Source organism: Streptomyces sp. NBC_00005, assembly GCF_045160215.1.
Lineage (GTDB): Bacteria > Actinomycetota > Actinomycetes > Streptomycetales > Streptomycetaceae > Streptomyces.
This window is the reverse complement of the sequence record NZ_CP108316.1, coordinates 8,016,104-8,038,264: the sequence shown is the minus strand read 5'-3', so window position 1 is coordinate 8,038,264 and position 22,161 is coordinate 8,016,104. Positions and strand designations below refer to the sequence as shown.

Genomic DNA, 22,161 nt, shown 5'->3' with positions numbered 1-22,161 from the left:
AAAGGGAGGGACCTCATGCCCCGGCTCGCCTTCGCCCAGAGTTTCTGGGACGGCTACGACACGTTGGAGAAGCCCGTCCGAGCCGGAGTGCGCAAGGCCATGGCGAAATTCCATGCCTTGAGCGTTGCCGAACTCAACGCCGACAAGGGACTGCACCTGGAGTCCGTCGAGAACGCCCGTGACACACGGATGCGCACGATCCGCATCACCGACTTCTGGCGGGGCGTCGTCCTCGCCCCCGACGACGGCAGCGATACGTTCCTGCTGGTCAACGTCCTGCCGCACGACGACGCCTACACCTGGGCGGCGAAGCGCCTGTACAGCGCCAACTCCGCCACGCGTGCCCTGGAGGTGCGCAACGCCGTCGCCCTCGACGAGCTGACGCCGCTGTACGAGAGCGCCGCTCGCACGGCACCTCGGCTGCTGTTCGCGGATGTCTCCGACGGCACCCTGCGCGAGCTCGGCATCGACGACCAAGTGCTGCGCGCCGCGCGCTCGCTGGTGGACAAGGCCCAGCTGGAGGCGTTCTCCACCCTCCTGCCGGAGGATCAGCTCGAGGTGCTCCAGTACCTCGCCGAGGGCTTCAGCCCGGAAGACGTCTACCGGGACGTCGTCGCCGTCCGTCGGCCCGCCGACGCGCCCGCCGAGCCGGTCGAGGACCTGGCCACGGTCATCGCCAACACTCCCGCACGCATCCGACTGGTCACCGGGCCGCGGGAGTTGGAGGAGATGCTGGAGAAGCCGTTCGAGGCCTGGCGCGTCTTCCTCCACCCCTCCCAGCGGCGCGTCGCCTACCGCACCTCGTACGGCGGCCCCGTCCAGGTCACCGGCGGACCCGGGACAGGCAAGACGGTGGCCGCCCTGCACCGGGTCAAGCACCTGCTCGGTCGTTCCAAGGACGGCCGCATCCTGCTCACCACCTACACGAACGCCCTCGCCGCCGGACTGCGCGACATGCTCGGCCTGCTCCTCGACGGGGACGAGAAGCTGCTGGCGCGGGTCGACGTGACGACGGTCGACGCCTGTGCCAACGGCGTCGTGCGCGCGAAGTCGGCGGCCGCGCCCAAGCCGATCGGGGACCGGGAACAGCGGCAGCTGTGGGAGAAGACCGTCAAGCAGCTCGGACTGCCGTTCACCGCCCAGTTCCTTGCCCAGGAGTACCGGCACGTCGTGCTCGGCCAGAACCTCCGCGACCTGGACGCCTACCTCGGCGCGAGCCGCCGCGGCCGCGGCACCGGTCTCGGTCCCACACGCCGCCGGGAGGTGTGGAGCGGCGTGGAGCGGTTTGAGCAGTTCCTGCGCGACCGCGGCGAGACCACACACCTACGCATCTGCGCCCGCGCGGCAGAACTCCTCGCCGGCGAGCCTGCTCCGTACGCCCATGTGGTCGTCGACGAGGCGCAGGACCTGCACCCCGCGCAGTGGCGGGTGCTGCGCGCTGCCGTCACCCCCGGTCCCGACGACCTGTTCGCCACCGGAGACCCGCACCAGCGGATCTACGACTCCCGCGTCTCGCTCGGCTCCCTGGGCATCATGACGGCCGGCCGCAGCTTCCGGCTGCGCCTCAACTACCGCTCCACGGAGGAGATCCTCGCCTGGTCGGCGCGGCTCCTGGCGCCCGTCACCGTCGACGCGCTCGAAGGCGAGGGGACGGACTCGCTGGCCGGGTACCGCTCCCTGCTCCACGGGCGCTATCCCCAGGTGCAGGGTTACACGACCCGGCAGGAGGAGACCGAGGCGCTGGTGGACCGGGTTCGGGCGTTGCTCGCCGAGGGCCTCGCGACGCACGAGATCGGCGTGTGCGCACGCTTCAACCTCTCTCTGGACACGGCCGAGGAGAAACTGAAGACCGCCGGGATCCCCGTACTTCGGGTCAAAGGGCAGATCGCGCAGGGGGCCGAGGGGGTACGACTGGCGACGATGCACGCGATGAAGGGGCTGGAGTTCCGGGCGGTGTCCGTCCTCGGTGTCACCGAGGGCACCGTCCCATTCGCCCGTGAGATCACTCCACGTGAGGCGGACCCGCTGCAACACTACGCCGACCTCCTCCGGGAACGCTGCCTGCTCTTCGTCGCCTGCACCCGGGCCCGCGAGGCGCTGAGCGTGACGTGGAGCGGAGCAGCGAGTCCGTTTCTGCCGCACGCCGCCTGAGCGTCCGCCCGGTCCTCACTCCTGAGGAGCCAGGGCTCCCGTGGCGAGGCCGTCCCGGGCGACCTCGGCGAGCTGCCGGCTCAGCTCGTCGACCTTGCGCAGCCCTTCCTCGAACGCGGACAGCGCCCGGAACGCGGAGCCGTACCGGCGCTGCTCCTCGATGTCCATGCGGGGGATGCGCGAGCCCCGGGCGTCGAAACGGTAGGTCCCGCTCGCGCTGGTGGAGCGGCGGGCGTTGCCGGAGCTGCGCAGGAAACCCTGCAGATAGTCCGTGTCGAGTTGCTCGCTGGCCGAGACCGGTTCCGGGCCGTGGTACTCCACGAGTCCGGCACGGGCGAGATCCGCGACGCTCGTGGTGGCACCGTCCAGCGAGCCCGGTCCGCCGCCGGGAGCGAGCTCGGGCAGGAAGGCGGCGAGCCGGCGCACCTGCTCCTGCAACTGCTTGCGCAGGGCCTCGTACTCACCGGGGTAGTCACGGTGCCGGGAGCGCAGGTGACTGCCGGGGGTCAGGTCGACTGTGTCGTCGAGGAGCTCGATCAGTGGTACGTCCACGGTCTGGTCGGCCCGGGGCTCCAGGCCCCCGTCGGGGCTGTTGTCGGTCAGGTCGATCATGCGCACGGTGTGGTGCGTGTCCGCACCCGAGGTGTTCTCGGGACGCCGTAGACACCACAGATGGACGGGCAGGGAGTGCGAGGTCGCCGTCCCCGGCGGCAGGGCGACCACCTGGCGCACGATGCCCCGGCGTACGAGTTCCGACCGGATGCGGCGACCTGCCTTGCGATAGGCGACCGAGGCCGGCATGACCATGAGGACCTGGCCGCCGGGCGCGGTGTGCGCGTACGCGTGCTGGAGCCAGGCGAGTTCCCCTTCGGCCTTGGACGGGGTGCCGAGTTCCCAGCGGGAGTCGAGCAGCAGTTGCTCCCTCCCCCACTCCGTCACGCCGGCCGGCGGGTCACAGACGATCAGATCCGCCTTGAGGTCCGGCCATGCGTCCGCGCGCAGGGAGTCAGCCGCCACGACGCGCACCTCGGAACGGCCCAGGAGGTCGGCACGTAGCTGGGCGAAACGGGCGCTGTCAGCATCCATTTCCTGGCCACGGCAGCGCGTCCCCGCCTCGGAGGCGACCGACAGAAGCAGCACCCCGATACCGCAGGCAGGATCGAAGACGGTGGCACCGGCCGGCAGTTCGGGCGCGAAGTGGCACACAGCCCGCACCACACGCTCGGGCGTCACCTGGTCGGATCCCGCACGCCGGGCGGAGTCCATGAACCGGTCGGTCAGACCGTTTACGACACCGACGGGTGCCTCTGTTTCGGCGAGCTGCCGCACGCGGGCGGCGACATCGTCCGGCAGCCCCGGTTCGGACTCCCCTGCCAGCACTGCGGCGACCGCGGCCAGGCCCGCGACCATCTGATCCCCGTACGCGGTCCGCAGGGCCTGCCACAACTCGACCTCGGGAGAGACCTCCTGGCCCTTGCGCTGCCTGTCCAGCCAATCCTGAACCTCGGCGAGCGCGTAGAGCGGACTGTTCGCGCCGCCCCCCGCCGGTGCGGGGAAGTCGTCGTAGCGCCGGCGCCAGTTGGAGACAGCGGCCCGGGTGACTCCGGCCAGCCGAGCGATCTCGGCGCCGGTGACAAGCGGGCCGACCGATGAAGCGGCGTTGTCCGTCATAGCCCCAGCGTACACGGATCATCGTCCACCTTCCAGCAGGTCACTCTGTTGACAATGTACACAGATTGATGTCACCCTCCCTCGTGTACTTGGACTTCTCCTGAACTACAGCGGCCCACGGAGGCACCCTCATGGCATCGAACACCGAAGTACGCACCGTCTACCGGCTGTCCGGCGTCGCTCCCACTCAGGACGCCATGCTGGACGCCCTCAACCTCGAACTTCTGGATAGGCTCGGCGCCGATCCGCATCTACCCGAGGCGCTCGGGGTCCCGGCCGTGTACGTCACCTGCGGAATGGAGCGCATGGAGGCCCCTTGGTGCGCCCCCATGGCGCGCACCACCGGCATCACGATCACCGAAGGCGTCCGGCGCACCGCCGCCGTGCTCCTGCTCGCCGTCGACGGCACGGTGTACGCCATCGGCTGCGACCAGGGGTACCGGCTGATCCCCGACCACCTCAAGGACAAGCGCTTCGGCCTCTCCTTCGCCGTCCGGCAGATGGATCCGAACCTGATCCGTGGCGCGGTCTGCCGGTCTCTCGGGCAGGCGCGCACCGACATCTCCCTGGTGCCGGGCGGCGCCCCGGTCCCGCTGCTCGGCATCCGCGACCACTCGCGCATCGTGCGCAGCCTGGGCGGCTACCTCGACGAGCTGCCGCTCACCCGGTCGCGGTACACCCGCGGAAGGGCCGTCAGCGCCCAGGGCGGGTGCGGGCTGAGAATCGCCCTCGGGGTCGAACCCGAGGCACTGCTCTCCGATCTGCGGGCCATCGCCAGAATCTGCCGCGAGGACATCCCGCACCAGGAACTGGAGTTCGTCGACCACATCGTGCCGGTCGAGGACACGACCGCCCTCGACGTCCTCGACCAGGCCCTGGACGACCTCCTCGGGCGTCCCGCCGACGGACGGATCTCCGTCTCCGTCCCGTCCGAACACCATGCGGCATACGCGGAGGCCACCATGTACGTGACGCGGATCAACAGCTCCGGTGCCCGTCGCTCCGACGACTTCGACCCCGACTACGTCCTCACCCGGGCCCGACTCGCACCGCCCGGCGCGCGCATCAGGGCGCTGCGTGAGGGGACCGTGACCCTTGCCAGGGATCGTCGGGCCGGTGTGGCCGACACGCTCGCCGTCACCAGCGCGCTGACGTGGCTGGAGGCCGGGATCTCCCTGGGCTCCAGACGGTTCTTCCTGATGGACGGTGAGTGGTACGAGGCCGGGGCCGCCTACGTGGACGAGTGCCGGGCGGCCGTGGCGGCGCTGTTCTCGCCGTCGCCCTCCGTCTCCCTTCCCGCGTGGATCGACGGTGAGCCGGAGAACGCCTACAACAACAGGGTGGCCGACGAGGAACGGACCGACTGGCTCTGCCTCGACACCAGGAACGTCGCCAATCCACTCCGTCCCAGGGACCAGGTCGAGATCTGCGACCTGCTCATGCCCGACGGCACGCTCGTCCTCGTCAAGCGCGCGGGCGGTTCCGGTCCGCTGAGTCACCTGTTCAACCAGGCCAGGGTGGCGGTGGAGCTGCTCCAGGAGTCCGCTCGGGTCCGCGCGGAGTTCACCGCGAAGGTGGCCCGGCTCAGCCGGGGCGAACTCGTACTCCCGGACGACTTCACGCCCAAACGGATCGTCCTCGCCATGCTCCTCAAGAACCGCGAGAACCTGACCCCGGACTCCGTCTTCGGCTTCTCCCAGATCGCCATCGCCCAGACCGCGAAGGCCCTGGCAGCACGAGGGGTGACTGTCGAGGTCGTCGGTATTCCGGAGGGCAGGGTAAACGCACTGCTCTTTCCCTCAAATCGCGTAGGCGTCGGGGCGGCTGTCCCCGACTGACAACCTTGGCCGCTGGTTCGCTCTCTTCTCCGGTCGACAGAGAGCCTCAGACCGCCACACTCGCCTATCTGCGGGGAACCGATGGCACTCCCAAACCATTTGGGCGCCACAGCCTTCGTTAGCTGCCCGATGACAGCCGCGACGGCACGCTAAGGACTGTCCCGTACTTGAAGCGGCCCCGTCGTGGAGCAGGAGCCGAGGAAGCGCCAGCTTGATCATCTTGTATCAAATCCGGCGGGCCACGATGGGTGGCGTGGGCAGGGAGGCGACCTGTTCTATCATTCGTCCCCAAGAGACGGGCAGTTGCAGAGAGGGCCACAGGGATGGTGGCAGTACGCATGGCGGCATCAGTGCTGGTCACGTGGACCATGCTGATCGTGCTCTTGCTCGCGCCGTCGGCTCTACCCGAGGAATGGCAGTACTACATCTACTCGCCGGCGAGCGTGGGATTGTGGATGCTGACCATGCTCGTCGTGCCCGTAGTGGTCTGCACTGTTAAGTGGCCGTGGATCAAGTCGGGCAGCAGGTGAACCCCGTCCTGCTCTGAACCAGGGAGTTCGCCTCGTATCTCCTGGTCAGTGACGGGACGATCGACATGGCGTCTAGGCGTATTGATCACGAGCGTTGTTAACCCTGACCGGACTTGATCATGGCGAAGGCCTCAGTGTGTGGTGGAGGTGTCGAATCTTCACCGCACGGAGGCCCTCATGTCCCACCGTAATGCCCGGCTGACCGTTCACGGCAGGCAACTGCTCGTCGACCGTGTCCGCTCTGGCCGTCGCGTTGGTGGAGCACGCACCCAAGTTGCTTCGGGACGAAGAGGTAGTGGCCGCCCCTCAGTCTGGCTGTCAGGTCGTGAGCTCCTCTCGGGTCTCGGGACTTGGCTTCGTCAATAGCAAGGAAGGCCAGAGCCGGCGGGCCTCCCACGACGTCCCCTCGCTCCAGCTCCCGGGATCAGCAATGAGATCTCAAGTGAGATCCACGGACTTCCTGAGGTCTGTGGGCTGGACCGTCAGGGTTTGCCAAGGGGGAGGATCTTGGCAATAACGTCGTTCACCTTCTGCGCTGCCTCTGTGGGAGCAGAAGCAATCGCCAGAACACCCATCACGATGAACGCAATCCGCACATTCGTAGCCACCTCTCCTTGCTCTGCTATCTGCGGAATCAGAGGGAGGAGAATTCCCGCGCCAAGGAATACAAATCCCGGATACATTCGCTTAATAACATCCTTCACGATGGTGCCTTTTGCAACCTCGGGGGCATTATCGAGAAGTCGTTCACGGCTCCCCAAAGCCAGTGAAACCAGGCCATGCGAAATTGACTCGACGACCCGTTCGAACTCCGCCCCCCGACCACAACGAAGCAGTACGTTTCTGTTCTGGCGGATACACTCGGACACTCTGTGCGCTTCCGAGTTGAGCTGAGGAAATAGACCTGGAACGAAAGGGCGAAGCCATGACATAGAAAGTTCGGACTCTACTATGAACGCAAGGCCACTAAGCTCTCGGTTCACACTTGCCACCAAACGGCGAGTTGGCCAATTTGGCGCCGCAGAAACCAGGCATCGAAGCGCTTGGGCCCACTTCGAGATGGACTCATCGTACGGCCCGGATGCGGGATCCTGCATGCTCAGGTATTTACCAAGCAGAGAATTAACAATATCGCCGATGACGACTACAAGAAGGCATCCGAGGATAAAGTATGCAGCGCCCGCAATACCAGCACCTAGATTACGCGCAGTACTCTCTTCGAGGAAGCCGAATACAGTCTCCGGCATGAGGGAGGAAGGACTCAGGAAGTACGCTACCGCAGCGACAAGCGGACCGCCAATAATGTATAGAACGAGTGCGAGGAGGGCAGCGATTGCTACCCTCTTAGGGAGCCAATCGAATGCGAGCAAAAGCAGAGCGAATGGAATACATCCCACGTACCAAAGTCCGATACCCAGCAGTACGTACCAGCCGTTAACAAATACAATAAAGCCAAGCGTGAGAGCGAGCACCGCTTTTAAGATCGTCGCGTAGATCTTTTCACCGATAGCACGTTTGGCACTAATGCTCGCCTCCCTATATAGTGCCCACCTAATCCTCTTTTGAATATCGATGCGTGCGCCATTCTCGATGCCATGCAAAGGCAATGTCGCTGGTCGCACATTCGCAAATTCCCGACGTACAGCGTCGGAAACCTTGCGTTCGGCTCTTGCTCGGAACGCGGCACGCAGTTGTTTGGGTTTCGCAGCTTCCATGCGCTGCCTGATCGGGTGCCAAAGTGCAAGCGTGCGAACATGCCACGGGGCTTCGCTCATATGTCTCACCTGAGAGTTCTCGGTGCTACCCCCCCGGGAAGCTGCGCCAGTCTCCCACAGAGGACGCGGAAAAACATGCACTCTCAATAACACAGGCGCTGCCGTGCGAGTTGCCGAACTGCCCGACGAAGGACGGCAGGAGGTCATGGAGACGATCGCCGAAGCACTGCAGCCAGCCATACACGACGCGTTCACCCTCGACCACGCCGTACCCCTCAGCCGCAGCGGCGACCTCCTCGACGCGGAGAACGCCCGCAGAGCACATCACACCTGCAACAGCGCTCGGGGCAACCGAGCGGCCGGAGCAGTGTCACTGAAGGCCTCCCGAAGATGGTGAACCCGAGTCGGCATCACCCCCTATGCCCGCCACCGTCGCGGCCTGCCGTCGGGACTCCACCTCAGCGCGAAGCACCTCAATCCTCCTCGTCAGCTTGCTACGCCGGTGCAACGACACCCCTGCCCTAGAGGCAATGCCGTTGCTTTTGCGAGGGTCGAGCGGTTGAAGTCGTGTGCTGATATCGCGACTTGAGCGACTGGGGTTGGGAGTCCTGACCCGGTCGTGTCCGCCTGAGCTGGTGGACCGGGTGGTGGGTGAGGCAGGGCGTTCGGAGAAGCGTCGGCGTCTGTTGTCCGCCCGGTTCACGGTGTACTTCGTCCTGGCGATGTGCTTGTTCCCGCAGGCCGACTACCTGGAGGTCCTGCGGCTGGTGAAGACCGGCGACAAAGGGCTGCGGTCCTGGTCGGGGGTGAACAAGTCGTCGCTGAGCAGGGCCCGGCAGCGGCTCGGCTGGCCGGTGATGCGGGAACTGTTCCGGTCCGTGGCCCGGCCGCTCGGCGCTGACGGTGAGCTGTTCCGAGGGCTACGAGTGCTGGCCCTGGACGGGATACTTCTGGCCGTGCCCGACTCCGCGGGCAACAACGATGCCTTTGGCAAGTCCGGCTCCCAGCGCAGTCCCATGGGTTATCCGCAGGCCAGAGTGGTCGCGGTGGCCGAGTGTTCTTCTCACGCCGTCCTGGACGCCGCGATCGGCGGTTTCAAGGATTCCGAGCGCATCGTCTCCGACGCTCTGGACGCCCATATCGGGACGGGCACGCTGTTACTGGCCGACCGGGGACTGTGGGGTCTGGCCCGCTGGCACCGGCTCCGGGACCAGGGAACACACCTGCTGTGGCGCATCGAACGACGCAAAGCCCGCCGAGTCCAGGACGTTCTGCCCGACGGCAGCTACCTTGCCCGGATCGAGGCGAACAAACACAGCAAGGCGGCCGGAACCGTCAAGGCGCCGCCGGCGCTGGTCCGGGTAATCGAGTACCGCGTCGACGGGCAGGCCGACATCGTCCGGCTCATCACCAGCCTGACCGACCACGAGAAGTACCCCGCCGAAGAACTCGCCGTCCTCTACGCCCGGCGCTGGGAGATCGAGCTCGTCTTCGATGAGATCAAGACCCACCAACGCGGGCGGCCGGTGCTCAGGTCGCAGACACCGGACGGCGTGCGGCAGGAGATCTATGCGCACTTGATCGTGCACCATGCCACCCGGGATCTGCTGGAGGAGGCCGCCCGCCTGCACTGCAGCATCGCTGAGCGGACCTCGTTCACCCGGGCTCTGCACGTCGTCCGCCGCTCTGTGATCTCACCGAGCGGCTTTTCCCCCCTCAGCCCGTAAGAGGGACCGACGCCTGGGACTCTCTGAAATCGGTCGCAGTCTGCTGCCCCGCCGAAGATCCCGTGACTGCCCTCGCAAGATTCGTTCCTGCGTCACCGGCTACGTCAGCAAAGCTCCTGACGAACCCTCCAGCAGCCGTCGCCCACCGGTCGCCGTGACCTTGAACAACCGGTGGCACGACCACTAAAGCAACGGCATTGGCCCTAGAGGTTGTCCCGTATGGGGTGTGAGTTATTCAGTGAGGGCCAGGTTGTGGAGCCGGGCGATGCCCAGCATCGCTTGGTGAACGCCGTTGCCCTTCAGTCGGCAGTCCCGCAGGATTTTCCAGTTCTTCAGCCGGGACAGGGCGTGTTCGACTCGTGCCCGTGCCCGGCGGTGGACGGCGTTCTCTGCTTCCTGCTGCGGGCTGAGGTGTCTCTGACCTCGTCGTCTGCGGTGCGGGATGAGCAGGCCGGTGCCCTGGTAGCCGCCGTCGGCGATGGTCGGGGCGCCGCGGCAGACCCGGTCGATGCCGGACTCGGTGAAGGCCCGGCAGTCGTTGCGGCTGCCGGGCAGCGGGAGGCCGATCGCCACCACCAGGCGGCTGTTGGCATCGACGACGACCTGCAGATTCGTCGAGTACCGATAGTTCTTGCTGGACGCTGTGAACCGTTCCGGGTTTGATCGAGACTCTAGGTCGTGACTGTGACCTTGGGTTTCGTGGTTTCGCGGTAGTACTTGGTCTCGTATTCGGCGGGCGGGATGTGCCCTATTTCACCGTGGAGCCGACGGTGGCAGTACCAGTCGACCCATTCGGCGGTGGCGAGTTCGACCTCGGAAAGCGTCTTCCAGGGCCGACGGGGCTTGATCAACTCGGCCTTGAACAGGCCGATCATGGACTCCATGAGGGCATTGTCGTAGGCGTCGCCGACCGATCCGATCGACGCGGCGATGCCTGCGCGGTCGAGGTGTTCGGCGAGCGCGAACGATGTGTACTGCGAGCCGGCATCGGAGTGATGTATCAACTCGCCTTTCTCGTAAGGGCGTTGGTCTCGGTCGCGCTGCCACAAGGCCATCTCGAGGGCGTCCAGGACGAGCCGTGTCTCCTTCGATGTGGCTGCTGCCCAGCCGACGATGCGGCGGGAGAAGGTGTCCACGACGAAGGCGACGTAGACGACGCCGGCGAACGTGGTGACGTGGGTGAAGTCGGCGACCCAGCAGCGGTTCGGGGCGGGGGCGACGAAGTCGCGGTCCACGAGGTCCGGGGCCCGTTCCGCGCTCGCGTCGGGGATCGTGGTGATCACCTTTTTGCCGCGGACCGCTCCGGTGATGCCGAGTTCGCGCATGAGGCGTTCGACGGTGCAGCGGGCGACCGCGACCTCCTGGCGGTTCAGGTGCCGCCAGATCTTCCGGGCGCCGTAGACACGGTAGTTGGCCTCGTACGCCTGTGTGATCAGAGTCTTCAGTTCGGCGTCGCGGACGGTGCGGGCTGCGGGTGCGGCCTGGCGTTTGTGGTGGGCGTAGTAGGTGGACGGGGCGATCTTGCAGTCGTGGTCGGTGAGGACCCGGCAGATCGGCTCGACGCCGCCGAAGCGGTCCTTGTGCTCGTCGATGAACGCTACGAGCGTGTGTGTGGCCGGTCGAGCTCGGCCGCGAAGAAAGACGCCGCGGCTTTGAGGATGTCGTTGGCCCGTTTCAGCTCGGCGTTCTCCTTTTTCAGCCGCTTCAGCTCGGCCGACTCCTCGCTCGTCGTGCCCGGACGGGTCCCGGCGTCGATCTGGTCCTGCCGCACCCACTTGCGCAGCGTCTCGGTCGTGCCGATGCCCAGCTTCTGGGCGACCGCTTTCATCGCGGCCCACTCGGTGTCGTACTCCGGCCGCACCTCGGCGACCATCCGCACCGCACGACGGCGCAGCTCAAGCGGGTACTGGGAAGGACGTGCCATAACTCGATCCTCTCAAACGATCGAGTCCCTACCGAACCCGGAACGGTTCACTGCGACGCTGCGGTCCCGGGTGGGCACCAAGGTGCCGTCGACGATGTAGACGGTGTCCTTGCGCGGACGTCGGGCCGGCGCGATGGCCAGCAGCGGTGCCAGGTGATCGAGGAAGCGGTCGGCCGCGGACTTCGAGACCCCGAACAACGGTGCCACCTGCCGCAACGTCAGGTTCGTGCGCCAGTACGTCGCCACCAGCAACACCCGGTCCTCCAGCGGCAACCGCCAGGGACGGCCCCGTTGAACGTCACCACCACGACGCCGCACCAACGCCACCAGCCTGGCGAACTGCACCTCGCTCAACCCGGCGAACGGCTCGATCCACTTCGGATCATCAGCTGAAATCACCCCACCCATGCCCAGCCAAGGCACCAACCGCCCCACCGGTTACGGGACAACCTCTAACCAACACCACGCCAACGGGCCGGCACGAAAGCCCTCCCTACTTCCAGCTGTCCAGGGACACCTGGGGCCCGCCGGTGAGATACCGCCGCAGGGCGCTGGCGGTGGTGTCCACGAACGCCTCGGGGATGGCATCGGCGTCAACCCAGCAGACCTGCGCATGCTTGCGCGGTTCCCGGTTCTCCGGATCACCGGACCATTCGTGGGCGGCGAAGACGACAGTGAGGAAGCCGTTGGGCGCTTCGACTCCCCATGCGCCGTGGATGATGTGGGCGACTCTGAGGGACTCCGGCTTTACCGTCAGGCCAGTCTCCTCGTGCAGCTCCCGCACGGCTGTTTCGGTGATGGGCTCGCCAGGTTCGCTCTTGCCGACAGGGAGGTCCCACATGCCCTGGGCGAACTTGGCGTTCTGGCTGCGCTGGAGGAGGACGACGCGGTTGGTGGACTGGTCGTGGACGATGACGGCGGCAACCAGCAAGGTCATGGATTCGAGAGCGGGCTTGAGGGCTTTGGGCTGGTCATCGGTCTGCGGCTGAGCCACGGTTACGTCCCTTCGTCGGCCGGTTGGTGGGCAGCTTAGGTCAGTGCCTCTCGTGCGCGGCGGGCGAGTTCGGCGGCCCCAGGCACTTTGCGACGCTGGTACACGGACAGGGCAGGCACTTCGCGCAGCCATCCCGGCGCGGTGCGGGCATGCGCGGCTTCGAGGAGCTGATATCCGTCGGCGGCGATCTGCTGAGCGAGCCGATCTCGCTCGGCCCGGTCAGCAGGCAGACGGTAAGCGTCGGTCCGTGCCCCGTAACGCTCCTGCCACGACGGATCCATCCAGCTCACGAGCCAGTTCGGGACCGCAACGGCCAGTGCTTCCAATGAAGCGCGCAGGGTCTCACCAACGAACTCCAGCCGATTCAGGCTGCGGACGGCCGCCAGCACGTGGGTGGAGTCGGTGCGCTGCCGGCCGCCGGCCGCGACCAGATCGAGCCCTGTCAGCCGTTTCAGCAGCAAGTCCAAGATGCTGTTCTCCAGCCCGTGCTCCAGCAGTCGCTGCCGGAACCCAGACAGTACGGTGAAGTCGAAGCCGGAATCGGACAGTTCCAGCCCGAGTAGGTACTTCACGTCGATCCTGGAGCGCACCGCATGCGCAGCCTGCCGATCAGTCAGGTTCTCGGCGAACTGCAGCACACTGACCAACGCCAGTTGACCAGGTGAGATGCCAGGGCGGCCCCGGACCCCAAACGCTTCCCGGAACTCGTCGTCGCAGAAAACGAGGCCGAGTTGATCGCGAATCCGTATCGCGAGGCACCCCTTCGGGAACACCGCACGAGCGATGTCGCTTGTCGCTTCAGGAACTTCTTCCCCACGAGTCGCCCCCATCGACATCGCCGTCACCCCCAGCTCGAAAAAGGGCTGCTCCGAGCCATCCGGCCCGCCCTTGACCAGCAGGATCGCCCCCTGGACGACCATCGGGACGGTGATCAATTGAAAATCCCCCGAATTGGGCAACGGGGTCATCGACGGCTTCTACAACTCCCGGCGCATCCAGAAACGACTCGCTACCTCAGCCCCGTCGAGTTCGAGGAGAAGCACTACGCCGACCAGGCAACGGCCGAACGAACGAACCTGAAACCCCGTCAACCCGCCCTGACCAGCTGATCAGCACCTCCCGCACACCGGGGGAAGCTCAGACAGCGGCCTGGAGCGGAAGCATGGCCAGCGCGCGCTTCGCCGGGCACTCATGGCGGCAGCCGCACCACAGATGCCAGCCCAGCTCGGGAGTGGGCCAGACCCCATGTGAGTGTTTAACTGCGTGACAACGCCGACGAACAACGGCGGACGAGTACGGACGCCTGCGGACCATCAGCGCAGGTGAGAGGAACTCCGCTCCAAGGCAGCGCCCCCACCCAAGTTGCTTCGGGACGAAGAGGTCGTGGGTTCAAATCCCGCCACCCTGACAGTGAAGTACCAGGTCAGGGGCTGATCCGCTTAGCGCGTCGGGTCCCTGAGTGGTTCCTGGAGATTGTTTGGGAGAAATCTGGGAGAAGATCTTGGTCGGGGTCTCCCAAGGGTTACTCGCTGGGGCCGCTCAGGATTGGACAGCCGATCGCTCTCCGGGCTGCACGTTCGCGAATCCAGGACCGACGGCTGACCGTAGTCACCATGCGAGGCCGTCCCACGTTCCTTCGGGTCATCGCCGATAGCCGGCCATCGCTCAGGACGTCTCGACGACCACAACGCGTGTCCTCGTCTAACAGGTGCACAGCCGCCCTTTGGTGACATAGGACTGGGGCCCGCCCCCAGGCGTCACAACCCCGGCATTGTGTCTCGCCCAGCGGCGGGTGTGACGGGCTTGAGTGCCTGCCGTGGCACCGGGAGAACGCCCCCCTCTGCCAGGTCCCGTACGGAGATGAGGGGGCCAGAGCAGACCGTTTCCAGCAGTTCTCGTTGAGCCGGTTCCTCCTGGACCAACAAGCCAAGGATGTTGAGCAGCGTCAGCAACTCGCTTGTCCAGTCGGGAGACCAACGACGGGCCACCACATGGTCGAGTTCCAGACGTCGCTTGCCCGCAGGCTTCTTCCGGCGATAGCCGAACCACTTGTCCAATACGTTCATCCCGGAGACCTGATACTCCCTGGTGGATGGCGGCACGGGAGCGATGCATCCCGAACCGATCCACAGGCGCTGCTCGTCCGGCTCGTGTCGCAGGTCTTGCGGCATTCCCTCCTCCGTGTCTGGTATCTCCACGACACAGCGAGGACGGTCAGAGGGAAGCCGTAGCGTCTCGCGCGTGCGTCCTTCTGCCTGGTCCGAGAAGCGGTCCCCATACGTGTGCAGCCACAGCACTCGACGGCCGATACGAAGCGCACGGTCCCACAGAAGAACATCGCCGGTCAGTGGTACCCGGACGCCAGGGTCTTCGAGGTTTTCCCGGAAGCGCTCAGTGTAGGCGGAATGGGAGACGACCCCGGCGACATAGGCAAGTAAGTCTTCCGGCGTGACTGGCGTGTCGAGCCGTCGTGAGAGCACGTCGAGCAGGGCGGGAGCGATGTTGGGAGATTCGCCCTGTGCATCGCGGTAGAGCGGCCGGGCACAACCGCTGCGTCCGTTGAAGTAGTGCATGTCAGGGATCAGCGCGCTGAACACGAGGGCCGGTCCGCTTACGACGGGATGGGCGTTCTGCTCCACGGTGAACACCTGATGATCTCCCCGGACCCGCCAGAGGTCGGGCCGCGCGACCACCATGAGCCGGTGATCCGGCAGGATCAACTGGCGGTCGAAGGAGCGGTACCCAACCTGGACGGGATCGGGCTGTGGTCGCCTCTCCTGTCGTAATGGAGTTGCGTCGTATCCGGTCGTTCCGGCAAGAGGTGTCACTCGGCTGTCGATCGTACGGTCCCTGGCCTCTCCGAAGAGTTTTCTGCGCTCGGTTGAGTCGGCTCCCAGGAAGATGCGCCATCTCTTGCGGAGCGTCGCCTCATCCGGTGCATAGACCCATACGCGGCCGGGCGTCACCCCACGTGAGGACCACGGCATCAGGTCCCTGAGCAGGGGAGCGCCCATCCACAAGTCGTCTCCTTCCGGAAGGAAGGGATCTGTGTCTTCCGTTGCGCAGTCACGCCACTCGGGGTCGTCGAGGGTCAAGCTGAGTAAGCGCCGGGCCTTGTCGTCTCGATGCCCGTGCACTTTCAGATGGTGCACGAGAGCACTGTCCTCGCGGTGGTCGTCTCGTCGACGCACGAATACCGCGATGCATAGCTCTTGGGCGACATCCGGGAAGAGGCGGTTCGCCACGGCAGATCGTTGGCCTTCGGGGGAGAGATCGATGACCCAGCCTTCATCGGCCGATTTCCGCAGGTAGCGGCGCATGCCAGCGAAGGCGCGGCTCTTCAGCCAGGCTTTCGGCGTGATGTAAGCAACCACACCGAATGGTGCATCAGAGTGGGCGTCGAAAACTTTCCATGTCCCCCAGCGCCAGAAGAAGACGTGCAGGTTCGACAGCTTCGACTCGTAGGTACCGTTGCCAGGCAGTCGGAAGTCGTCGAGCGGCGGGTCCTCTCCGACATTTGGATCACCTGCCTCAATCCATTTGCCCGCACCTCGGGTAACGGCATCGTGGGGTGGGTTGCCTATGACCACCATGACGCGCTCGTCCCGCTTGACCTTGTTGGCCTGCCGACGGGATTCCGCGAGGGGGCGATAAGTGTGGGGGATCCAGTTGAACTCGGCCCTCGGATTGTCGAGAGTGTCGGCCACCAGGAGGCGCAATCCCTGTCTCGGAGCAGCGGATCCGTAGTCCTTCAACAGTGCGTGCATCCGCAGATCCGCCACGGCGTATGGGCCGATCTGTCGTTCGAAACCGATGAGCCGCTGGCCAACCAACTGCCGGAGCCGGGGACCGAGCGCTCCGGGGCCTTCTTCATCAGTGATGGTGGCTGCGGCCCGCTTGAGGACCGACAACAAGAAGGTGCCCGTCCCCATGGCAGGGTCAACGACGACCACTTCCGATGACGCAAACCCCGTCGTGATCCCGAAAGACCTCTTCAGAATCTCCTCGGTCAGGCGAACCATGGCCTCGACCACGCCATGCGGCGTGTAGTACGAGCCGGTACGCACGCGCAACTCACGGTCATAGATCTGCAGGAAGTCCTCGTACAGGAGGAGGTAGGAATCTCCGGAACCGTCGTCAAGTCGGCTCCAATCGACGGCCCCCACCACCCGCAGCAACGTGTCGAGCGTGGTGGACAGGTCACCGGTCGCCGACTCTTCGGTGAGGACATCGAGAGCCTTGCCCATCAAGGAATGCCGCTTGCCCAGCTTCGAGGCGATGGCGTGTACGGACTCTCCCTCGAATGCGATGCCTTCAACCCGAGCCAACAGAAGGGCGAATACCACTGTCTGGCCGAACTGTTCAACGAACTCATCATCGGTTGTCTCGGGGAAGAGCAGTCGTCGCCACTCCTCGGCGATCTCTGTGAAAATTCGGCGGCGCCTGCCGGCCTTCTCCTGAACCATCGACTCGGCCACCTCGTCACAGAGCAGACGACACAGACCGGCGACAGACCGAACCAACTGCGTGGTGGTACGGGGTGGCTTCGGCTGCCAGGTGAGAAAGTCCTGGAGCACCCGGGCCAGCGCGCCGCCGTCGGGAGTGAGTCGGGTCCCCGATGTGAGGACTGAACCCTTCATACGGGCGATTTGCCCGACGATTTGGCCGCTGCGATACAGCGCGAACTCGTCGCCGTCGCAGTACAGGATGTTGGGCAATAGACGTAGCTTCTCCCACTGGGCGGCGCTGTCCCCAGTGAAGAGGGAGGGATCTGCCCCGCGCCCGGGCTTCTTCAACTCGATGTAACCGACGAGGGATCCGTCAACCGACACCGCATAGTCGGGCCTGGCCCGTAGATCCACGAGCGGAACCTCACCGGTCAGGGTCATGGTGAACCCCAAGCGTGCTCCGACAGCCCGGATCAAGGTCTCGAGCGGGCCACGGAGTTGGTCCTCTTGCCACCCACCGCCTTTTAGCTTCGGGGTGACCTCGGCCCCGAAGGCGGACACGGCCACCCGCACGGCTTCTTCGTAGGTGCCGCGTTGATTTGCTCGTACCGCCATGCCGCCCCCTTGCGGTCAAAGCGGCCGACGGTTGTGCGAACCTCACGGCCGCACCCTGCTCTCGAACACTCCGGGCCCTATCCCGACATCACGCTCTTACCGAATGTAAAGAGCAGACAGCAGATTGTGAAGAGCGCATCCCGCGCCGCAGCCGCCCCAAGCCACCGTCCGATCAGCGGCAGGGGTCCCTGGTTTCAAACCACAGACGACGCCGTGCGAGCAGCAGGGGCCTGCCACTCTGAATCGCAACCGGGATTCCGGTACGCGCATTGGCCCACATGTCCTGTCCGTCATCGCCCCTCCGTATACCGGTTCACACTCCCCAGCCACAGCACATCACGCGCTCGGGTCATGGCCACGAAGAGTTGGCTGCGGGCCAGCTCGTTGCGCTCGCGTTCGGTTTCGGAGGCTTCCGCGTCGGGCGTGCGGGAGCCGTTCGCCAAGGCCGCGTCGTGCTCTGGGAGGTAGACGCGCTTGAACTCCAGACCCTTGGCTCGGCGGTAGCTGCCGAGTTTGACGGCGTCGACGGGGCGGCCGTCGTAGTGCTCCAGCAGGCATACAGAGATGCCCGCCCGTTCGAGGAGCCGCTGGTAGTGGCCGATGGCGCGCATGGACGGGCACAGCACCGCGGTGTCCGGGCGAGCTCCGGGCGGCAGGTCGCGCAGGGCCTCCAGGAGGGCCTGGTCGTGCTCGGCCAGTGTCGGCTTCGAAACGCGGATCACGTTGCCGTCGTGATACGTGAGATCGACGTCTCGGCGACCTGGCGTTCGGAGCCCGTCGATGTCCTCGAAGGAGTCCTCGGCGACGACCGCAAGCGCCGTGTCGAGGATCTCCTTGCTGTTGCGGTAGTTGGTTCGCAGCACTTGCCCGCGGTCGCCGCGGATGTCGATGCCAGCGTCGGACAGGCGGAAGCCGCCGGGGTAGACAGCCTGTTGGCCGTCGCCGACCAGAAGCAGTCCGTTGCGCTCGTCGCCAACGAGAGCGTGTAGGAGCCGTACTCCGATCAAGGTCAGGTCTTGGACCTCGTCGACGATCACTGCCGCATAGCGGTGTTGTGCTGTGTTGCGCCACGCTTCTGCCAGGGCGAGGGAGAGGACGTCGTTGAAGTCGTGCACGCCGCGCTCGATGCGAAGCGCTTCGTACGCCTCGTACAGAGCCCAGACAGCCTGCCGATGCGGACGCCGCAGACTCGCGCGACGGCGTCGGCGGGGCACCGTGGCGTATTCCTCGAAGGATGTGATGCCGCGACCCTTGATGACGTGGTCGATCTCCTCCTTCCAGTATCCCGGGGCCGGGTCGATCTCAGTCAGGGCGCTGTCCCTGCCGACGTTCTTCCAGGCGAGGCTGAAAGCGGTCTGGGCCTTGTCTCCGTGCAACCGGACGGGGACACCGCTGTCGTGCAGGAACTCCTGGGCCCAGGAGTGCAGGCTTCGGAAGTCGACCCTGTCGGCCACGGCGGGAGACATGGTCTTGAGAAAAGTCGCCTGCACCCGCGGGAGGTTGTTGGCGAAGGTGACATACAGGAGCCGGCCGGTGGTGCGCTGAGCGAGGTGTGCCGCGCGGTGCAGGCCGACGACGGTCTTGCCAGTGCCTGCCGGGCCGCTGATCCGTGCGGGACCGGCCCAGTTGCGGCGTACCAGAGCTACCTGATCGGGGTGGAGGAAGGTCATCCACTGTTCGATCGGGGCCCGCAGCGCTTCTTCCAGAGCCGCCTCGCGCAGGCCGTCAAGGTCGAACAAGCCGTCGGACAGCTCTCCTTGGGGCTGCACTTGAGGCAGGGACGGCTCTGTCTGTGTTACGGACGATCCCTCGTGCTCGGGGAAGACCCGCTCCAGGTGGTCAGCGATGGCACGTACGGATTCGGCGCGAAGTCGACTGCGCTCCGACAGCAGGGCCGGCCCAACCTCATGCTCCCCCAGTAGCCGGATCCTGCCCAGCCAGGCATCTACGCGGTGGCCCGCGAAGACCATGAGGGGTTGGACCGCGACTGGGGACATCCCCAAGGACGCCACCGCCGACTCGGCCGCCTTCGTCACGGCCAAGAGCTTGGTAGCGTGCTCATCGCGGGCCTCTCCGCCGACACGGAGCTTTCCCTCCGAAGCCTCTGGTGCGGTGCGCCAGTTCTTGACGTCGAGAACGAACACACCTCCGGGGCCGACCAACAGCATGTCCACGTTGGCCGCCCGCGTTCCCGGCCACCTGCGGTCAACGAGTAACCGCCACCCGCGCGCCGTCAGGACCAACAGCTGGGCGGCGACCCTGCGTTCGCCCTCGCTCGCGGCTTCCCAACGGCGTGCCTGCCGTCGGGCCGTCTGCCACTGCTCCTTGAGCAGCCGCTCCTGCCGCCGCGCTTCCTGCGCGCGCCGTGATGCCGATCCACCAGCCGCCATGCCACGCTCCCTCGTACGCAGAGTAGTGATCTTAAGACGATCAGCGATGGACAGGGCAGGGCGCACGACTGACCAAGTTCATCCCCACCGAACGACTTCAGCCATGCCTGCGGTCATCGGGCACATGGCGTTGAAGCCGGCGCACCGTCGACAGACCACCCGCCACCGAGAACACTGCGACGCCGTGGCCGATTGGGGATTCTGCGGCGAATGAAGGGCCTGATCACTGGCCTCCAAACGCATGTAACTGCTGACCGTGCGCTGACCGACTCGCCGTCACACAACAAGGGTTTGTCATGTCCCTTACCTGACGGCAGGGTGGGTATCCCCGGGGCGGTCAGGACGTCGCGGGGGCGCCGGGCCGTCATCGGGCGGCCCGGTCACAAGGAGGGGATTCCGTGCCGGTTCTTCACGGTCACCCGCGCACGCCCACGCGTGTCCCGGCGTATAACCGGGCCCGTCGAAATCTGACATCAGCCCTGCTCGCCCTGCTCCTGGGTTTGCTGGGTGCTCTCGTCACACCCGGTACTGCAACCGCCGATCCCGGGGATCCGAACCCCCACATGATCGACTGGACCGTCGTCGACTCCTTCCGGGGTACGGCGGGCAACGACATCCCGTTGCGCGAGGGGCAGAGCGACTGCAAGAGCCCCGAGTGCAATCCGCCCGTGGACGGCTTCGGCAGGCGTCACATCCTGGAACACGGTGTGGTGCCCGACCACGAGGACATCCAGGAGACCGTCGGCACCGAGGGCCTCTGTGTCCCCGCCCCGGACAACCGGGTGATCTGCACCAATACGGACTTCAGCCTCGTCGTCGTGTACGTCACCCACAACGACCCACGCTCGGGCGACGGAAGGCCGTTCGGAATCATCACCGCCTACTACTTCCTGCCCTGCTTCCAGGCCGCTGACTGCACCGGTCCCGAGCAGCCCCACAAGGTGGACACGGCCCTCACCTACACCGGTGCCGACAGCGCGGAGAATGGTTCACCGGCCAGCCTTTCGGCGAAGCTCACCAACAACTTCGGGACGCCGATCAACGGTCGTGCCGTGCGGTTCGCGCTGGGCACGGGGGCCACACAGCAGACGTGCACGGGCACCACCACCGCATCCGGCACGGCGACCTGCACCATCGCCTCCGTCGAACAGCCGCAAGGAACGTCCAACACGGTGCCTGTCGCGGTCACCTTCGGCGGCGATGACGACTACAACCCCTCCAGCACGTCCGCCGAAGTGGGCCTAACCTCACCGACCAAACTCGACTACACCGGAGTGACGCACCTCGCCAACGGCACCCCGGCCCAACTGGCCGCCAAGCTCACCGACTTCCACGGAGACCCGGTGCCCGGACGTAGTGTGCGCTTCGACCTCGGAACCGGAGACGACGAGCAGACGTGCACGGGAACGACGAGCGACACGGGTACCGCGAGCTGCACCGTCGCGTCGGTGGACCAGCCGCTGACCGACTCTGCCACCGTCCCGCTGCACGCGTCCTTTGCCGGTGACGCTGGCTACCTGGCCTCCGACACCTCCGCACAGCTGAAGCTCCAATACGCGACAGGCCGCGCCTACGGCATCTCGGCGCACGTCGGCCTCATCGGCGTACCGCTGCTGGAGATCGACCCGCAACCCGACACCGGAACCGTCCGCACGGCGGACGCGACCGCGACCGACACCCCGTGCTCGGCCGAGTACACCTCGCTCCTGCTGTCCGTGCAGAAGCTGTGCCCCAAGGTCACCACGACGCTCGCCCCCGGCAAGGTCACGGCGACCTCGACCGTGGCGCAGGCACGCATCGGACTGCCCGGTGTGCCCCTCATCGAGGTGTCCGGGCTCACCGCGAACTCCAGCAGCGAGTGCGGCAAGACCACGGGCAGCACCACACTCACCCTGAAGATCGCGGGAGCTCCGGTTACCGTGTCGGGTGACCCCAACAAGGAGATCCCGCTCGTCGGAGGTGGCCGGCTCATCGTGAACGAACAACTGCCCTCGACCGGCACCGACGCCGGCCTCAAGGTCAACGGCATCCGCCTCGTCCTTCCCGACGGCGGCGGCGAGGTCGTTCTTGCCTCGACGGACAGCGCGATGCACAACTGCGGTGACTGACGACCCCGCCAGCTGGGGCGGACCGGAGGAATACACGGACGTATTCCTCC

General features: G+C 65.9%; 13 protein-coding genes and 2 pseudogenes. 6 read left to right on the top strand and 9 right to left on the bottom strand.

The annotated features are described in order from the left end of the window. The first annotated feature begins 15 nt into the window (after positions 1-15). A complete protein-coding gene (locus OG303_RS36740; RefSeq protein WP_405873932.1) occupies positions 16-2,151 on the top strand; it encodes a UvrD-helicase domain-containing protein in 2,136 nt (711 codons plus the stop codon). Between the two features lie 15 nt (positions 2,152-2,166). Here the strand turns inward: OG303_RS36740 and OG303_RS36735 are convergent, their stop codons facing one another. Continuing rightward, on the bottom strand, positions 2,167-3,822 hold the full coding sequence (locus tag OG303_RS36735) for an N-6 DNA methylase (protein WP_405873931.1): 1,656 nt from the start codon (positions 3,820-3,822) through the stop codon (positions 2,167-2,169). A 131-nt stretch (positions 3,823-3,953) separates the two neighbouring features. Here OG303_RS36735 and OG303_RS36730 point away from each other — a divergent pair, with 131 nt between their 5' ends. Both OG303_RS36730 and OG303_RS36725 read left to right on the top strand, forming a co-directional pair. Further along, entirely contained in the window at positions 3,954-5,660 is a 1,707-nt protein-coding gene (locus OG303_RS36730; protein ID WP_405873930.1) for a TIGR04141 family sporadically distributed protein, read from the top strand. Between the two features lie 338 nt (positions 5,661-5,998). After that, a complete protein-coding gene (locus OG303_RS36725) occupies positions 5,999-6,190 on the top strand; it encodes a hypothetical protein (RefSeq protein ID WP_405873929.1) in 192 nt (63 codons plus the stop codon). Positions 6,191-6,672: 482 nt separating this feature from the next. Here OG303_RS36725 and OG303_RS36720 read toward each other — a convergent pair whose 3' ends face one another. Then, complete coding sequence (locus OG303_RS36720) at positions 6,673-7,965, bottom strand: hypothetical protein (protein ID WP_405873927.1); 1,293 nt, start codon at positions 7,963-7,965, stop codon at positions 6,673-6,675. 145 nt (positions 7,966-8,110) lie between these two features. Between OG303_RS36720 and OG303_RS36715 the strand changes: the two genes are divergently transcribed. Both OG303_RS36715 and OG303_RS36710 read left to right on the top strand, forming a co-directional pair. Further along, positions 8,111-8,302 carry an HNH endonuclease gene (locus OG303_RS36715; RefSeq protein ID WP_405873926.1) on the top strand — a complete coding sequence of 64 codons (192 nt, stop codon included), beginning with the start codon at positions 8,111-8,113 and terminating at the stop codon, positions 8,300-8,302. Positions 8,303-8,474: 172 nt separating this feature from the next. Then, complete coding sequence (locus OG303_RS36710) at positions 8,475-9,632, top strand: IS4 family transposase (RefSeq protein WP_405873924.1); 1,158 nt, start codon at positions 8,475-8,477, stop codon at positions 9,630-9,632. Between the two features lie 231 nt (positions 9,633-9,863). On the opposite strand, the pseudogene OG303_RS36705 reads toward OG303_RS36710, so the two are convergent. From OG303_RS36705 to OG303_RS36675, 7 genes and pseudogenes are all read right to left on the bottom strand, one after another. Beyond that, a pseudogene (locus OG303_RS36705) lies at positions 9,864-10,274 on the bottom strand (transposase); the annotation flags it as partial. A 29-nt stretch (positions 10,275-10,303) separates the two neighbouring features. After that, a protein-coding gene (locus OG303_RS36700) for an IS3 family transposase (RefSeq protein WP_405863487.1) occupies positions 10,304-11,556 on the bottom strand; the annotation gives its coding sequence in 2 pieces (ribosomal slippage) (positions 10,304-11,274 and positions 11,274-11,556; 1,254 coding nt in all). A 51-nt stretch (positions 11,557-11,607) separates the two neighbouring features. After that, positions 11,608-11,964: pseudogene (locus OG303_RS36695) on the bottom strand (transposase family protein); the annotation flags it as partial. An 85-nt stretch (positions 11,965-12,049) separates the two neighbouring features. Beyond that, positions 12,050-12,550: an NUDIX domain-containing protein gene (locus tag OG303_RS36690; protein WP_405873922.1), complete on the bottom strand. Its 501-nt coding sequence runs from the start codon at positions 12,548-12,550 to the stop codon at positions 12,050-12,052. Between the two features lie 35 nt (positions 12,551-12,585). Beyond that, a complete protein-coding gene (locus tag OG303_RS36685) occupies positions 12,586-13,518 on the bottom strand; it encodes a transposase (RefSeq protein WP_405873921.1) in 933 nt (310 codons plus the stop codon). Between the two features lie 789 nt (positions 13,519-14,307). Continuing rightward, entirely contained in the window at positions 14,308-17,613 is a 3,306-nt protein-coding gene (locus tag OG303_RS36680) for a type ISP restriction/modification enzyme (protein ID WP_405873919.1), read from the bottom strand. A gap of 290 nt (positions 17,614-17,903) precedes the next feature. Further along, positions 17,904-20,003: a UvrD-helicase domain-containing protein gene (locus OG303_RS36675; RefSeq protein ID WP_405877670.1), complete on the bottom strand. Its 2,100-nt coding sequence runs from the start codon at positions 20,001-20,003 to the stop codon at positions 17,904-17,906. A 563-nt stretch (positions 20,004-20,566) separates the two neighbouring features. On the opposite strand from OG303_RS36675, the gene OG303_RS36670 reads away from it, so the two are divergent. After that, positions 20,567-22,111: a choice-of-anchor P family protein gene (locus OG303_RS36670; RefSeq protein ID WP_405873917.1), complete on the top strand. Its 1,545-nt coding sequence runs from the start codon at positions 20,567-20,569 to the stop codon at positions 22,109-22,111. Positions 22,112-22,161 lie beyond the last annotated feature (50 nt).